Genomic DNA, 14,660 nt, shown 5'->3' with positions numbered 1-14,660 from the left:
GGCGACCCTGCGCGGACGGCTTGGGCTAGGTAACCGGTACGCGTTTCAGCGCACCGGCGGGCACGGGGCTCCCCGTGCCGGCGGCCCGGACGCCTCGGGGGCGTACGGCCGACCGTTCGGGGCGCGGCCCGGTCCGGGTTCGGATCGGGTCGTGCGGGTCGCGACTATCTACTGTACGGGTTCCCGGACACCGCCCCGACCCGGGAGGGGCGGGGACGGCGCCCGGGACGCACCGGTCACAGGAACGGCGTGACCTCGGCGGCGGCCTCGGCCCCGTAGGACTTCTCCACACGCTCCAGCAGGGACGCACCGGTCATCGTGTACTCCTGCGGGCCGTCGGCCTCCAGGCAGTGCACGGCGGTGGCGTTGCCGACCTGGGCGGCCCTCTCCAGCGACAGGCCCCAGGAGTGGGCGGCCAGGAAGCCGGCGCGGAAGGCGTCGCCCATGCCGGTCGGGTCGACGAGGTTGTCGACGGCGGCCGCGGGGACGTGCAGGCTCGGCTCGTCCCGGCGGTCGATGCGGGCGCCCTTGGCGCCGAGGGTGGTGACACGGGTGCCGACCAGGTTCAGGATCTCGGCGTCGGACCAGCCGGTCTTCTGCTCGGCGAGCGCCTTCTCGTACTCGTTGCCGAACAGGAAGGTCGCCCCCTCGATGAGGGTGCGGACCTCCGGGCCCTCCATCCGGGCCAGCTGCTGGGAGGGGTCCGCGGCGAAGGGGATGGCGCGCGTGCGGCACTCCTCGCTGTGGCGGACCATCGCGACGGGGTCGTCGGCGCCGACGAGCACCAGGTCGAGCCCGCCGACGCGCTCGGCGATCGCCTGGAGCTCGATGTTGCGCGCCTCGGCCATGGCGCCCGCGTAAAACGACGCGATCTGGTTCTGGTCCCGGTCCGTGGTGCAGATGAACCGGGCGGTGTGCCGCAGCTCCGAGATGTGGACCGCGGACGTGTCGACGCCGTGGCGCTCCAGCCACGCGCGGTAGTCCTCGAAGTCGGCGCCCGCCGCGCCCACGAGGAGGGGGGCGAGGCCGAAGGCTCCCATGCCGAAGCAGATGTTGGCCGCGACGCCTCCGCGACGGACGTCCAGCTCGTCGATCAGGAAGGAGAGGGACAACTGCTGGATCTGGTCGGGGATGATCTGTTCCGCGAACCGGCCCTCGAAGGACATGAGGTGGTCGGTGGCGATGGATCCGGCAACCGCGATACGCACGGGACGAAGGCTCCTTGGTGGGAGGCGTCCGGTCGGGGCGACCGGACGGGTGCGGGCATGCCGAGGACGTGCCCGTTTCTGACTGCACCAGGGTATCCAGTGCCGCTCCCGCGTCGGGTCCCGCCCGGCCGGGCCCGTCCGCGGGAGTGCTGACACGGCGAGGGGAGGGCGGTGGTCCGCCCTCCCCGGAAACCGCGTCGCCGGCGGTCGCCGGAGACGGGAGCTCGCTCTCCTAGTTGAAGGAGTCGCCGCAGGCGCAGGAACCCGTGGCGTTGGGGTTGTCGATCGTGAACCCCTGCTTCTCGATGGTGTCCACGAAGTCGATCGTGGCGCCGACGAGGTAGGGGGAGCTCATCCGGTCGGTGACGACCTCGACGCCGCCGAAGTCGGTGACGACGTCGCCGTCCAGGTCGCGCTCGTCGAAGTAGAGCTGGTAGCGCAGCCCCGAGCAACCACCGGGCTGGACGGCCACACGCAGACGGAGGTCGTCCCGGCCCTCCTGCTCCAGGAGCGCCCTGACCTTGCCGGACGCCTCGTCGGTGAGGTTGATCCCCTCGGTGACCTCGCTCTGAACCGTCATGTTGTAAAGCTCCTCTGCAAAGGGGTTGCGGCTGCCTGGCGACCCCTGGTCGCTTGGGGGACGGACCCGCTGCGGCGGGTCCTGTCCTCTTCAACGGGTCCCAACGCCCGGGGCCGGTCCGGCATTCCGCCGCGCCGCCGCTGTGTTCTCCCTGTCACCGTTCCCCAGTGCCCCCTGGCAGGGGGAGGTTCCGGCGAAGCACGGATGTGCTCGTTCCCCCAGGGTAATTTGTCCGGCCCGGGGATGCCATCTCCCGGCGTGGCCCGTCCGCCGGGAACCGTCCCCGGCGTCACAGGCCGGGCGCCCCGTAGACCGGGAACCAGCGCGAGCGGTCCTGTTCCAGGGGCAGGTCTCCCCCGACCGCGGCCTCGATCTGGAGTTCGAGGGCGTTGTCCCTGCGCTGGCCGTCCCCGGTGGGGGCGAAGGGGTAGAAGGTGCCGCGCTTGTACAGGTACACGAGTCCGAGGGAGCGCTGCCCGTCCGTGAAGCCGACCAGGGAGCACAGGAGCGAGGGTCCGTAGCCGTTGGCCTCCAGCGTGGAGTTGACGGCGTGCAGGTCGGTGACCAGGCCGGTGATGTCGGGGTCGGTGACCTCTCCCTCGGCGCCGGGCGGGTTCTGCGAGCGGACCACCAGCCACGTGTACCCGTAGTCGTCGGTGACCTGGCCCACGGGCGGCCCGTCACCGGCGTCGAGCAGCGCGGTGATGTCGCGTTCGAGGTCGGCGAAGGCGGCGCCCTCGGTGGCGCGGAAGGCGACGGATCCCGTACCGGTGGGCCGGAACCCGGCGGCGGCCCGCAGGGTGACGGCCGCCGAGGGGAGGCCGAAGAGTGCGTCGAGGTCGGGTGTGGTCGGCTTGGAACGGCCCAGCAGGGCCCGCCAGAAACTCATTCGGTGCTTCCTCGTTGGTCGGGTGTCGGCCGCCGCGGCCCGGGTCAGCCGCCCTGACCGAGCTGCCGGGAGATCTCGGAGAGCTGTGACAGGCGCTGGTCCACCGGGGGGTGGGTCGCGATCAGCTGGCTGAAGCTGAACCCCTTGCGGGAGAACGCGGGGGCGAAGAAGAACGCGTTGAACGGCTCCACCTGGCGCAGGTCTCGGCTGGGGATCTGCGCCATGTCACCCGTGATCTTGGTGAGGGCGCTGCCCAGCATGGAGGGGCGCCCGGTCAGGTAGGCGGCGGCCCGGTCGGCCGACAGCTCCCGGTACCGGGACAGCGCCCGGGTGAGCAGGAAGCTGAGAGCCCAGGCGACGGCGCTGACCAGCACGACCAGGAGGGCGACCACGGCGGGCGCGGGGCCGTTGTTGTTGCCGCGGCTGGCCCCGGCGAACATGGCGAAGCGCAGCCCGGCCTGGGTGAGGAAGCCCGCGACGATACCGAGGAATCCCGCGACCGTCATCACCATGACGTCGCGGTGCGCGATGTGGGACAGCTCGTGGGCGAGGACCGCCTCCAGCTCCGGACCGTCCAGGCGACGCATCAGGCCGGTGGTCACGCAGATGACCGCGCTCTTCTCGTTGTGCCCGGTCGCGAAGGCGTTGGGGACGTCGGTGTCGGCGATGCCGACCCTGGGCTTGGACATGTCCGCCATGGCGCACAGCCGGTCGACCACAGCGTGCAGCTCGGGCGCCTGCTGGGGGGTGACCTCCTTGGCGCCCATGGAGAACATGGCGATCTTGTCGGAGGCGAAGTAGCTGAAGAGCGCGAACCCGGCGACGATGACGAGGACGAGCCACACGTTGAGCCCGACGAGGACCAGTCCGACCACGAAGGCCGCGTACACCAGGGCCAGGAGCCCCATCGTCGTCACCATCCGGGTGGTGAGCCCGCGGTCCGGCCTGAACTTGGATCCCGCCATGCCGCACTCCTCTCCCCGACTGTCTCGGAGTGTAGTTCGCACAGGTGAGAAAGGGGTCAAAGCGGTGTACAGCGTGTTCCTCACGGTGCGTCCCCTCTCCCGTCAACGGGGACCCGGGGGCGCCGAGTTCCTGCGGGCCGGGCGGGCGCGGGGTGTTCCCGGGCACACCGGGCCTCCCCCGGACACGCGCCGAGGCCGCCGTGACGGTGTCACGGCGGCCTCGGCGAAACACGCGCACGCAGGCACCGAGCGCGGTTCCGACCGGCCGTGGCCGGGCCTGTCGGATCCCGCTGGCCCTGTCCGGCGCACCTCCTGGACGGAAGGGGTGTGCGCGGACGGAACCGGTCCTAGCCGGGGATGAGCCCGTCGTCCTGGAGCATCTGCCGCACTTCTTCCATGGTGGCGTCGGCGGGCGGAAGGATGAACTCGGACGGTTCCAGGGCGTCGGGGGGCAGCGGCTTGCCGTCCTCCCGGACCTTCGCGAGAAGGTCGTGCAGCGCCTGGCGGAACGTCTCCTCGTCACCCGACTCGATCGCGGACTCCAGTGCGGAGTCGAACGAGTTGAGCAGCTGCAGGTCGGCGTCGGTCAGGTCGACCTGGCCCTCACCCATGATGCGGACGATCACGAGCCCTCCCGGTTCCCGGTGCTGCCGGCGCCGTTCCCGCCCTCGATCTGAGGGGTGGAACCGCCGCCGCCGAGCTCCATCTTCATGCGCTCCAGCTCGGCCTCGACACCGGTCGTGCTGGCCATGCGGTCGAGCTCGCTCTGGATGTCGTCCTTGGCGGTGCCGGTGACGTCGTCGAGCGCGCCGGAGGCGAGCAGTTCGTCGACGGCGCCCGCGCGCGCCTGCATCTCGGCGGTCTTGTCCTCGGCGCGCTGGACGGCCATGCCGACGTCGCCCATCTCCTCGGAGATGCCGGAGAAGGCCTCGCTGATCTGCGTCTGGGCCTGGGCGGCGGTGTACGTCGCCTTGATGGTCTCCTTGCGCGTGCGGAAGGCGTCCACCTTGGCCTGGAGGCGCTGGGCCGCCAGGGTGAGCTTCTGCTCCTCGCCCTGGAGGTTGGCGTGCTGCTCGCGCAGGCCCTCGATCTGCGTGGTCAGGCCGGAGCGGCGGGTGAGGGCCTCGCGGGCGAGGTCCTCACGGCCCTGGGTCAGGGCCGCGCGGCCCTGGGTCTCCAGCTTGCCGGACTGCTGCTCGAGCTGCTGGATCTGGAGTTCGACCCGCTTGCGGGAGGTCGCGACGTCTGCCACTCCACGACGGACCTTCTGCAGGAGTTCGAGTTGTTTCTGGTACGAGTAGTCGAGGGTTTCCCTGGGGTCCTCGACCGAGTCCAAGGCCTTGTTGGCCTTGGACTTGAAGATCATCGAAAGTCGCTGAAACACGCTCATCGGCGTGGCCGTCCCCTTCTCGGTGCGTACATCGGCTGTTCCCAGCGGGCGCTTTGCCCAACCCTACGCGGTCTGGCCCGCGGTCGCCATAAAGCTATGACCGGCTACCCTGTGGGTGTGTTCCGACGTCGCTCCGCTTCCGCAGCCACGGATTCGCACTCTTCCGAATCCGCCAGCCCCGAGGCCACTGAGGCCACCCAACCTAAGGGATACACCCCCAAGAAGGGTGTCCCCACCCCAAAGCGCAGGGAATCCGAGACGATCCCCCGCAAGCCGGTGAAGGCCCCCGAGAGTCGCAAGGAGGCCTACCGCGCCTACCGGGACCGTCTCGACCGTCAACGCGGCCAGACCGTCCGGAGTTCCGGCGGCCTCAAGGGCGTGCCCAAGGACGAGGCGCGCTACTACCGCCAGCAGGACCTGGGGGAGGCCCGGGCGTTCGCACGCGACTTCATCGACTCGCGTCGCAGCGCCAGCGAGTTCTTCCTGCCGTTCTCGATCCTCATCATCGCCCTGCTGTTCATCAACAACCCGCTCTTCCAGGTCGGCGTCGCCTACGTGGCCTGGCCGCTGATGATGGTGACGATCATCGCCGAGGGCGTCCTGGTGGGCCGCACCGTCAAGAAGCGCGCCCTGGAGTACTTCCCCGACGACACCGCCATCAGGGGCATCGGGATGTACGCGGCCATGCGCCAGTTGCAGTTCCGCCGCCTGCGCCTGCCCAAGCCGCGCCTGAAGGTCGGCGAGGACCCGACACCCCGCAACGCGCGCTGACGCGCCCCCATCCCCCACCACGTGAGTAGGGCCGGTGTCCGCACCGGCCCTTCACTCGTCCCCGCTCGGGGGCGATCCCAGGCATGGCGGTGCATTCCACCCGAAGGGGCACATTCCCCCACTAGAGTGCTGCCCATGGACTTTCGGCATCTAGGCAACAGCGGTCTCATGGTCAGCGAGATCGCCTACGGCAACTGGATCACCCACGGCTCCCAGGTCGAGGAGGACACGGCCGCGGCCTGTGTCCGCGCCGCCCTGGACGCGGGCATCACGACGTTCGACACTGCGGACGTGTACGCCAAGGGCAAGGCCGAGGAGGTGCTCGGCCGGGCGCTGAAGGGCGAGCGCCGGGACGGGCTGGAGATCTTCTCCAAGGTCTACTGGCCCATGGACGAGGGCAGGAACGACCGCGGGCTGTCCCGCAAGCACATCCTCCGCGGTGCGGAGGACTCCCTGCGCCGTATCGGCACCGACTACCTGGACCTCTACCAGGCGCACCGGTTCGACTACTCCACCCCGCTGGAGGAGACCATGCGGGCGTTCGAGGACCTGGTCCGCCAGGGCAAGGTCCTCTACATCGGCGTCTCCGAGTGGCGCGCCGAGGAGATCGAGCAGGCGCTGAAGATCGCCGACGAGATGGGCTTCGACCGGATCGTCTCCAGCCAGCCGCAGTACAACATGGTGTGGAGGGTCATCGAGTCGGAGGTCGTCCCGGTCTCCGAGCGCGAGGGCATCGGCCAGATCGTGTGGTCGCCCCTCGCCGGAGGCATCCTGAGCGGCAAGTACAAGCCCGGCCAGGACCTCCCGGAGGGTTCGCGCGCCGCCGACCCCAAGAGCAAGCAGGCCATCGCCGACAAGGTCGGGGACCAGGTCCTGCTGGAGCGGGTCCAGCGGCTGGAGCCGCTGGCCGCCGAGGCCGGCCTGACACTGGCGCAGCTGTCCCTCGCCTGGGTCCTCCAGAACCCGAACGTGTCCTCGGCGATCATCGGCGCCTCCCGGCCCGAGCAGGTCGAGGGCAACGTGAAGGCCGCCGGCGTGAAGCTCGACGCGGACCTGCTGGACCGGATCGACGAGGTCCTCGGTGACAGCGTCCAGCGCGACCCCGCGCTGACGAAGAGCCCCGAGAACGTCCGCGCCTAGGGCCGCCACCACGACCGCGGCCCCGGCACCCTCACTCGGGGTGCCGGGGCCGCGTCGCGGGCGGGGCGTCCCGGTCCCCGGGAGGGGCCGCGTGCGGGGGCACGCGCTCCGGGCGCCGCTACTCGACGGGGTCCAGGGCCATCGCGTAGACCTCCCGGTCGTCCTCCAGCAGGGAGACGCGGCCGACGCCGCCGTCGGCGAGCTCCTGCCAGTTCTCCCCCAGCCAGCTCTCCGCGTCGCCCCGCGAGGTGAACGACTCGGACGGCAGGTCCTCCGCCAACCGGTCGGCGCCGTCGGCCTCGTAGTACCGCCAGGTCCACGCCATGTTCGACCGCCCTTCGTCACGCAGGCCACAGTGGTGGTCACCGTGCTCCTGCGCCGAGCTTAACCAAGCCTCGGCCCGGCATGCTGTTTACTCTGCTGCGTGCGTATCCGATTCCTCGGGACGGCGGGCCACTCCGGCTGGCCGGCCCCGCAGTGCACCTGCTCGTCCTGCAACAAGGCCCTGGCCGAGCGACGCCTGCCCCTGCGCGTGATGATCGACGACCGCTTCCGTGTCCGCGAGGCGGGCGCGGCCGGCCCCGTGCCCCCGGGGTACACCGTGTCCGCGACGCCGGACGGAACCCTGGTCGAGGGCGCGGACGGCAGCAGGCTGCTCTGCGCCCGGTCGGGCCCCGGCCCGCTGCCCGGCGTCCCCCCTGTGCGGGCGCGGGCTGAGGGGTCCTCCGACTACTCCTCGGCACGACCGGACCAGCAGGTGGACATGGTCGTCGTGGACGCCGCACAGCGCCCGGAGGTCATCGGCGAGCTGCGGCGCTCCGGCGTGATCGGGGTGACCACGGCCGTGGTGGCCGTGGGAGGCGACCACCGGATCCGCTCGCAGCAGGAGTTCGCCCGGCGCGCACGGCTCTGGGGCGCCCTGGCGCCGGGCGACGGGCACGTCATGTCGTGTCCTCCGTCCGTGTGGCCGGAGCCGCGCCCGCACGGGCCGCACCGGACCCTGGTCACCGGCGGCGCCCGCTCGGGCAAGTCGACGGAGGCGGAGCTGCGCCTGCTCGCGGAACCGGAGGTGGTGTACGCGGCGACCGGGCCGGCGCCGGACCCGGTCGCGGACCCCGAGTGGGCGGACCGGGTGGAGCGGCACGTGCGCCGCCGCCCCTGGTGGTGGCGGACCGAGCAGACCACCGACCTGGCAGCGCTGCTCGATCGGGCCCGGGGCGCGGTCCTGGTCGACTGCCTCGGCACCTGGCTGACCTCGGTGATGGGCGAGGCGGGGCTGTGGGACGACGTGCCCCCCTCCGACGCGGAGGAGCGGGTCGAGGCGTCGGTCCGCGAACTGGTGGAGGCCTGGCGCCGGACCCGGGCCTACGTCGTGGCGGTCACCAACGAGGTGGGGTCGGGGGTGGTCCCCCCGACCCGTTCCGGGCGGCTCTTCCGCGACCAGCTGGGCCGGCTGAACCAGTGGGTGGGCGCGGAGTCCGAGGACGTGGTCCTGGTGGCGGCCGGCCGGATCGTGGAGCTGGGGTGACGGCTCCTCCCCCGCCCGGCGGCCCGACGGGGGGCGGCCCCTCCCCCGGCGGCGGTGCCGCCGGTTCCCCTGTGGCCGACGCGGTCGCCGGGGCGCGGATGGCGCTGGGCACGTTCACCGCGTTCCCCGTCCGGGCGGGCCGGGTGGACCGGGCCACCGCCGGCTGGGCGATGGTGTGGGCGCCCGTGCTCGGCGCGGTCCTGGGCGCACTCACCGGGGCGGTGGCGGCGGCGGGCGCGTGGGCGGGCCTGTCCCCCGCCCTGGCGGCGGTGCTCGCGGTGGGCCTGGGAGCGCTCGCGACGCGGGGGCTGCACCTGGACGGGCTGGCCGACCTGGCCGACGGGCTCGGCAGCGGGCGGCCCGCGGAGGGCGCCCTGGAGGTGATGCGGCGGTCCGACATCGGGCCGTTCGGCGTGGTGGCGCTGGTGGTCACGCTCGCCGCGCAGGTCCTGGCACTGGGACAGCTGGTGGCGGCCTCCCCGTGGGCCGCCCTGGCCTGCGCCGCCGTCGCGGGCGCGACCGGACGGCTGGCGGTGACGCTGGCGTGCGCTCCGCGCGTGCCGCCGGCGCGGCCGGAGGGCCTGGGGGCCTTCGTGGCGGGAACGGTGCGGTGGCCCCGCGCGGCGGCGGCCGTGGCGTTCGTCGCCGCGGTCTGCCTCACGGGGCTGGCGCACGCGCCGGGCCTGGCCGCGGCGTGCGTTCTCGCCGCGGCGGCGGGCCTGGCCGTGGCTCGGGCCCTGCTGCGCCGCGCGGTGCGCAGGCTCGGCGGGATCAGCGGCGACGTCCTGGGCGCCCTGGTGGAGTCGGCGTCCGCGACGGTGCTGGTGGTGGCCGCCGCGGCCACGGCGTGGGTGTGAGACCGGGAGCGGTTCCCATCAGGGGGTTCGTGTCCGGTCGGCCGCACCCGGGGGCAGGATGTCGCCATCGTCACATTTATTCACACGGAGTTTCACGAACCGATCACGCGGGGAGGCGCCAAACCCCTGGGAGCCGGCGTGCGACGCCTCCCGTGGGCGACCAGAGCCCCCCTCCCCGCGCGGGCGGGCCGGGGACGCCCCCGGGAACACCCGCCGCCCCCGGTCGCGCGGAGCGCCGCGTCAGACCCCCTGGGAGGGTGGGGTGCCGCGTCCCCGCCGGGCACGGGAGGCGACTAGCATCGGGGGAGTGAGCACGTCGTTGGCAGTAAACACGGAGTCCCCCAGTTCGCTCGACGCCGACGCGGTTGTCGTCGGCTACCACTCCGGAGGCGACGCTCCGGAACCCGCGTCGGGCGCGCATGACGTCGACGCCGCCTTCTCGGGCGGCCTCGCCTCGACCCTGTCGCTCCTGGGAGCGAGCGGCGCACCTGAGGAGGTGCACACCATTGCCTCCCTCGGAGCCGTCAGGGCCCCGGTCGTCGTCGCGGTCGGTCTCGGCCCGGCGCCCGCCGAGGGCGCCGTCGACCCCGACGTCCTCTCCCGCGCCGCCGGCGCCGCACTGCGGTCGCTGGCCTCGCGCCCCGAGGGCGCGGGCCGCGTCGTCCTCGCCCTGCCCGCCGGAAGCTCCGCCGAGGCCGGGGCCGTCGCCCTAGGCGCCCTGCTCGGGAGCTACGCCTTCGACCGGTACCGCACCGGGGCCAAGGCCCAGAAGCAGGCCGAGGGCCGCGCGGCCAGCGCGCTGACCCTGGCCACCTCCGCCCCGGGCGCGGACGACGCCGTCGAGCGCGCCGCGGTCCTGGCCGAGGCCGTCAACTTCACGCGCGACCTGGTCAACACCGCCCCGGCCGACCTCGTCCCCGAGGACCTGGCCGCCGCGGCGCAGGAGATCGCGCAGCAGGCGGGCCTCGAGATCGAGGTCCTCGACGAGCAGGCCCTGTCCGAGGGCGGCTACGGCGGCCTGACCGGCGTCGGCCAGGGCTCGTCCAACCCGCCCCGGCTGGTCCGCCTCGCCTACAGCCACCCGGAGGCGGCCAAGACCGTCGCCTTCATCGGCAAGGGCATCACCTTCGACTCGGGCGGCCTGTCCCTCAAGCCCGCGGGCTCGATGGACTGGATGAAGTCCGACATGGCCGGCGCCGCCTCCGTGCTCGCCGCCATGCGCGCCATCTCCACCCTGGGCCTGAAGGTCAACGCCGTCGGCTACCTGGCCGTGGCCGAGAACATGCCCAGCGGCACCGCTCAGCGCCCCTCCGACGTCCTGAGCATCTACGGCGGCAAGACCGTCGAGGTGCTCAACACCGACGCCGAGGGCCGTCTGGTCATGGCCGACGCCCTGGTCCGGGCCCAGGAGGACCAGCCCGACCTGGTCGTGGACATCGCCACGCTGACCGGCGCACAGCTGGTCGCGCTCGGCACCCGCGTGTTCGCGGTCATGGCCAACGACGACGGCGTGCGCGACGCGATCGTGGCCGCGGCCGGGGCGGAGGGCGAGGCCTCCTGGCCGATGCCGCTCCCCGCCGAGCTGCGGGCGGGACTCGACTCCGCGGTCGCCGACATCGCGAACGTGGCGGGCGAGCGCTGGGGCGGCATGCTCTCGGCGGGCGTCTTCCTCCAGGAGTTCATCGGCGAGGGCGTCAAGTGGGCGCACCTCGACATCGCGGGCCCGTCCTTCAACCAGGGCGGTCCGCACGGCCACACCCCGAAGGGCGGCACCGGAGCGGGAACCCGCACCCTGGTCCGCATCGCCGAGGAGTACGCCGAGTAGTCACCGTGCGCGGGCGGTTCCCCTGTGAGCCGGGGCCCGCCCGCGCACGGACACCGCGGTCGCCGACACCCTCCCCCCGCCTGTGGGCGCCACCGCGGAACCACCACCCACACCAGCCACCACAAATTGGAGTTCGTTCCCGTGAGTGAGAACGGCGGCACCTTCGACCTCGTCGTCCTTGGCGGCGGCAGCGGCGGCTACGCGGCGGCACTCCGCGCCGCGGAGCTGGACATGAGCGTCGTCCTGATCGAGAAGGACAAGCTCGGCGGCACCTGCCTGCACCGGGGCTGCATCCCCACCAAGGCCCTCCTGCACTCCGCCGAGGTAGCCGACTCGGCCAAGGAGAGCGAGGCGTTCGGTGTCAGGGCCAGCTTCGAGGGCATCGACATCGAGGCCGTGCACAAGTACAAGGACAAGGTCATCGGCGGCCTGTTCAAGGGCCTGACCGGCCTCGTCAAGTCCCGTAAGATCACCGTCGTCGCCGGCGAGGGCAAGCTCACCGGCAAGGACGAGGTGACCGTCGACGGAGCGGTCTACAAGGGCAGGAACATCGTCCTGGCCACCGGTTCGCGGCCCAAGACCCTGGGCCTGGACATCGACGGCGAGAAGGTCATGACCAGTGACCAGGCCCTCGACCTGGGCCGGGTCCCCGAGTCCGTCATCGTCCTGGGCGGCGGCGTGATCGGCGTGGAGTTCGCCAGCGTGTGGCGTTCGTACGGCGCCGACGTCACCATCGTCGAGGCCCTGCCCCACCTGGTGCCGGTCGAGGAGGAGTCCAGCTCCAAGCTGCTGGAGCGCGCCTTCCGCAAGCGCAAGATCAAGTACGAGCTCGGCACCCCGTTCGAGTCGGTCAAGACGACCGACTCCGGTGTGACCGTCACCCTCAAGGGCGGCAAGACCCTCGAGGCCGAGGTCCTGCTGGTCGCCATCGGCCGCGGCCCCGTCTCGGAGGGCCTGGGCTACGAGGAGCAGGGGATCACCCTGGACCGCGGCTTCGTCAAGGTCGACGAGAACCTGCACACCGGTGTCGGCGGCGTCTACGCCGTGGGCGACCTCATCCCCACCCTCCAGCTCGCCCACGTCGGCTTCGCCGAGGGCATCTTCGTCGCCGAGCACATCGCCGGGCAGAACCCGCCCGCGATCGACTACGACGGTGTTCCCCGCGTCACGTACTGTGAGCCCGAGGTCGCCTCCGTGGGCCTCACCTCCGCGGCGGCCAAGGAGCGCGGCCACGACATCGTGGAGATGAACTACAACCTGGCGGGCAACGGCAAGAGCCAGATCCTCCAGACGTCCGGCGCGATCAAGGTCATCGCCGAGAAGGACGGGCCGGTGCTGGGCGTCCACATGGTCGGCAGCCGCGTCGGCGAGCTGATCGCCGAGGGGCAGCTCATCTACAACTGGGAGGCGCTGCCCTCCGAGGTGGCCCAGCTCATCCACCCGCACCCGAGCCAGTCGGAGGCGCTGGGCGAAGCGCACCTCGCACTGGCGGGCAAGCCGCTGCACGTCCACGACTGACCGCACCACCCCGGGGGCGGGCCCACACGGCCCGCCCCCGCACACATCCGCGCTGCCCAGTCAAGGGGTTGGGCAGAGACCGCGTCCAGATCCAACGAGGAACCCATGCCGACTTCCGTTTCCATGCCCGCCCTGGGTGAGAGCGTCACCGAGGGGACCGTCACCCAGTGGCTGAAGAACGTGGGCGACACCGTCGAGGTAGACGAGCCGCTCCTTGAGGTCTCCACCGACAAGGTGGACACCGAGATCCCGTCCCCGGTCGCCGGTGTCCTCACCAAGATCCTGGTGGACGAGGACGAGACCGTGGAGATCGGCGCCGAGATCGCCGTCATCGGCGGCGAGGGCGAGAGCGCCGGCGAGGCCGAGCCCGCGCCCGCCGCCGAGACCGCCCAGCCCGAGCCCGAGCCCGAGCCGGAGCCCGCTCCGGAGCCCGAGGCTGCTGCCGAGCCCGAGCCCGCCGCGGCGCCCGCCGCACCGGCCCCCTCCTCCGACGGCCCCACCACGTCGGTGACCATGCCCGCCCTGGGTGAGAGCGTCACCGAGGGGACCGTCACCCAGTGGCTGAAGAGCGTGGGCGACACCGTCGAGGTGGACGAGCCGCTCCTCGAGGTCTCCACCGACAAGGTGGACACCGAGATCCCGTCCCCGGTCGCCGGTGTCCTCACCAAGATCCTGGTGGACGAGGACGAGACCGTGGAGATCGGCGCCGAGATCGCCGTCATCGGCGGTACCGGTGACGCGGCCCCGGCCGCCTCCGAGGCGCCCGCGCCCGCGAAGGCCGAGCCGACCCCGGTGCCGAAGTCCGAGCCCGAGGCGAAGCCCGAGCCGGAGGCGGCGCCCGCCCCCGAGCCCTCCGCGCGCGCGGAGGACGGCCCGTCCGTGGACATCGAGACCCTCAGCGGCACCGGCCGGGCCTCCGGCACCGACGCCGTCACCGAGGCGTACGTGACACCGCTGGTGCGCAAGCTCGCGGCCGAGCACCGCGTGGACCTGGGCCGTGTGAACGGCACGGGCGTGGGCGGGCGCATCCGCAAGCAGGACGTGCTCAAGGCGGCCGAGGAGCAGAAGGCCGCCGCCGCGCGCGCCGCGGCGCCCGCCGCTCCGTCCTCGGCCCCGCGCAAGGTCGCCGCCGACACCTCGCTGCGCGGTCGCACCGAGAAGCTCACCCGCCTGCGCCAGGCCATCGCGGACCACATGGTGGAGTCGCTGCAGGTCTCCGCGACGGCCACCCAGGTCATCGAGGTGGACGTCACCAAGATCGCCCGCCTGCGCGAGCAGGTCGCCAAGCGCGACGGCGCCGCCCCGGACTTCTTCGCGTTCTTCGGGCTCGCCGCGGTGGAGTCCCTCCGGACCCACCCCAAGCTCAACGCTGTCATCGACGGTGACAAGAAGGAGGTGACCTACCACGACGTCGAGAACCTCGCCGTCTCGGTGGACACCGAGCGCGGTCTGCTCGCACCGGTCGTCAAGGACGCGGGCAAGCTCGGCCTGGAGGGGCTCGCCCGCACCATCACCGATCTGAGCGAGCGCGCCCACACCGGCAAGCTCGGCCCGGACGAGCTGGGCGGCGGCACCTTCACCATCGCCGAGACCGGGTGCACCGGCGCGCTGTTCGGCACGCCGATCATCAACCAGCCGCAGGTGGCCATCCTCGGCACCGGCGCCATCGTCAAGCGCCCAGTCGTGGTCGAGGACCCGGCCATGGGGGGCGAGGTGATCGCGGTGCGTTCGATGGTCTACCTGTCGCTGGCCCACGACCACCGCCTGATCGACAGCGCCGACGCCGGCCGCTTCCTCCAGACCGTGAAGGAGCGGTTGGAGGAGGGCGACTTCGAGCGCGAGCTCGGTCTGGGCTAGGACCCGTGTGGTCCGGTCGGGCCGGGTGCCGTCGTCGGCGCCCGGCCCGACGCCGTTTCCGGGGCGCCCGATTTGACCTGAATCGTGGTTCAGGTCCTAACGTTGGTACGTCACCCGGAAGAGAACGGACGC

The 14,660-nt window shown here is 72.4% G+C and carries 14 protein-coding genes; 7 read left to right on the top strand and 7 right to left on the bottom strand.

Translation table 11 applies throughout. The features are described from left to right. Positions 1 to 236 precede the first annotated feature (236 nt). The 6 genes from Q8791_RS24435 to Q8791_RS24410 all read right to left on the bottom strand — a co-directional run bounded on the left by Q8791_RS24435 (position 237) and on the right by Q8791_RS24410 (position 5,032). Positions 237 to 1,208 carry a carbohydrate kinase family protein gene (locus Q8791_RS24435; protein ID WP_330094134.1) on the bottom strand — a complete coding sequence of 324 codons (972 nt, stop codon included), beginning with the start codon at positions 1,206 to 1,208 and terminating at the stop codon, positions 237 to 239. Positions 1,209 to 1,440: 232 nt separating this feature from the next. Then, the gene (locus Q8791_RS24430; protein ID WP_267948866.1) at positions 1,441 to 1,788 is read right to left on the bottom strand and encodes a HesB/IscA family protein; all 348 of its coding nucleotides are present in this window, start codon (positions 1,786 to 1,788) and stop codon (positions 1,441 to 1,443) included. Positions 1,789 to 2,077: 289 nt separating this feature from the next. Continuing rightward, on the bottom strand, positions 2,078 to 2,677 hold the full coding sequence (pspAB, locus tag Q8791_RS24425; protein WP_330094133.1) for a PspA-associated protein PspAB: 600 nt from the start codon (positions 2,675 to 2,677) through the stop codon (positions 2,078 to 2,080). A 44-nt stretch (positions 2,678 to 2,721) separates the two neighbouring features. Continuing rightward, positions 2,722 to 3,642 carry a zinc metalloprotease HtpX gene (htpX, locus tag Q8791_RS24420; RefSeq protein WP_330094132.1) on the bottom strand — a complete coding sequence of 307 codons (921 nt, stop codon included), beginning with the start codon at positions 3,640 to 3,642 and terminating at the stop codon, positions 2,722 to 2,724. Positions 3,643 to 3,989: 347 nt separating this feature from the next. Beyond that, a complete protein-coding gene (gene pspAA, locus Q8791_RS24415; RefSeq protein WP_330094131.1) occupies positions 3,990 to 4,268 on the bottom strand; it encodes a PspA-associated protein PspAA in 279 nt (92 codons plus the stop codon). Then, positions 4,265 to 5,032, bottom strand: coding sequence for a PspA/IM30 family protein (locus Q8791_RS24410; protein WP_330094130.1), 768 nt, complete (start codon positions 5,030 to 5,032; stop codon positions 4,265 to 4,267). The genes pspAA and Q8791_RS24410 overlap by 4 nt, the downstream gene beginning before the upstream one ends. 96 nt (positions 5,033 to 5,128) lie before the next feature. Here Q8791_RS24410 and Q8791_RS24405 point away from each other — a divergent pair, with 96 nt between their 5' ends. After that, positions 5,129 to 5,803 carry a DUF3043 domain-containing protein gene (locus Q8791_RS24405; RefSeq protein ID WP_330094129.1) on the top strand — a complete coding sequence of 225 codons (675 nt, stop codon included), beginning with the start codon at positions 5,129 to 5,131 and terminating at the stop codon, positions 5,801 to 5,803. 135 nt (positions 5,804 to 5,938) lie between these two features. Continuing rightward, entirely contained in the window at positions 5,939 to 6,943 is a 1,005-nt protein-coding gene (locus Q8791_RS24400) for an aldo/keto reductase family protein (RefSeq protein ID WP_330094128.1), read from the top strand. A 118-nt stretch (positions 6,944 to 7,061) separates the two neighbouring features. On the opposite strand, the gene Q8791_RS24395 is transcribed toward Q8791_RS24400, so the two are convergent. After that, positions 7,062 to 7,268, bottom strand: a complete 207-nt coding sequence (locus tag Q8791_RS24395) for a hypothetical protein (RefSeq protein ID WP_330094127.1) — start codon at positions 7,266 to 7,268, stop codon at positions 7,062 to 7,064. Positions 7,269 to 7,475: 207 nt separating this feature from the next. Here Q8791_RS24395 and Q8791_RS24390 point away from each other — a divergent pair, with 207 nt between their 5' ends. The 5 genes from Q8791_RS24390 (at position 7,476) to sucB (ending at position 14,528) form a co-directional block, all read left to right on the top strand. Continuing rightward, positions 7,476 to 8,471, top strand: coding sequence for a bifunctional adenosylcobinamide kinase/adenosylcobinamide-phosphate guanylyltransferase (locus Q8791_RS24390; protein WP_330094165.1), 996 nt, complete (start codon positions 7,476 to 7,478; stop codon positions 8,469 to 8,471). Positions 8,472 to 8,569: 98 nt separating this feature from the next. Continuing rightward, positions 8,570 to 9,328, top strand: a complete 759-nt coding sequence (locus Q8791_RS24385) for an adenosylcobinamide-GDP ribazoletransferase (protein WP_330094164.1) — start codon at positions 8,570 to 8,572, stop codon at positions 9,326 to 9,328. A gap of 307 nt (positions 9,329 to 9,635) precedes the next feature. Further along, the gene (locus Q8791_RS24380) at positions 9,636 to 11,153 is read left to right on the top strand and encodes a leucyl aminopeptidase (RefSeq protein ID WP_330094126.1); all 1,518 of its coding nucleotides are present in this window, start codon (positions 9,636 to 9,638) and stop codon (positions 11,151 to 11,153) included. Between the two features lie 141 nt (positions 11,154 to 11,294). Further along, positions 11,295 to 12,671: a dihydrolipoyl dehydrogenase gene (gene lpdA / locus Q8791_RS24375; protein WP_330094125.1), complete on the top strand. Its 1,377-nt coding sequence runs from the start codon at positions 11,295 to 11,297 to the stop codon at positions 12,669 to 12,671. Positions 12,672 to 12,794: 123 nt separating this feature from the next. Next, positions 12,795 to 14,528, top strand: a complete 1,734-nt coding sequence (gene sucB / locus Q8791_RS24370; protein WP_456238159.1) for a 2-oxoglutarate dehydrogenase, E2 component, dihydrolipoamide succinyltransferase — start codon at positions 12,795 to 12,797, stop codon at positions 14,526 to 14,528. The last annotated feature ends 132 nt before the right edge of the window (positions 14,529 to 14,660 follow it).

This window comes from Nocardiopsis codii, assembly GCF_036327455.1.
GTDB lineage: Bacteria > Actinomycetota > Actinomycetes > Streptosporangiales > Streptosporangiaceae > Nocardiopsis > Nocardiopsis codii.
Note: the sequence above shows the minus strand (reverse complement) of the source record. Positions and strands in the feature narration are given on the sequence as shown.

What these genes read in the sequence shown, in the direction of transcription:
- htpX (WP_330094132.1), bottom strand. Translation starts at nt 3,642, where the DNA reads ATGGCGGGATCCAAGTTCAGGCCGGACCGCGGGCTCACCACCCGGATG.
- sucB (WP_456238159.1), top strand. Translation starts at nt 12,795, where the DNA reads ATGCCCGCCCTGGGTGAGAGCGTCACCGAGGGGACCGTCACCCAGTGG.
- Q8791_RS24410 (WP_330094130.1), bottom strand. Translation starts at nt 5,032, where the DNA reads ATGAGCGTGTTTCAGCGACTTTCGATGATCTTCAAGTCCAAGGCCAAC.
- pspAB (WP_330094133.1), bottom strand. Translation starts at nt 2,677, where the DNA reads ATGAGTTTCTGGCGGGCCCTGCTGGGCCGTTCCAAGCCGACCACACCC.
- Q8791_RS24430 (WP_267948866.1), bottom strand. Translation starts at nt 1,788, where the DNA reads ATGACGGTTCAGAGCGAGGTCACCGAGGGGATCAACCTCACCGACGAG.
- Q8791_RS24405 (WP_330094129.1), top strand. Translation starts at nt 5,129, where the DNA reads ATGACCGGCTACCCTGTGGGTGTGTTCCGACGTCGCTCCGCTTCCGCA.
- Q8791_RS24400 (WP_330094128.1), top strand. Translation starts at nt 5,939, where the DNA reads ATGGACTTTCGGCATCTAGGCAACAGCGGTCTCATGGTCAGCGAGATC.
- Q8791_RS24395 (WP_330094127.1), bottom strand. Translation starts at nt 7,268, where the DNA reads ATGGCGTGGACCTGGCGGTACTACGAGGCCGACGGCGCCGACCGGTTG.
- Q8791_RS24385 (WP_330094164.1), top strand. Translation starts at nt 8,570, where the DNA reads ATGGCGCTGGGCACGTTCACCGCGTTCCCCGTCCGGGCGGGCCGGGTG.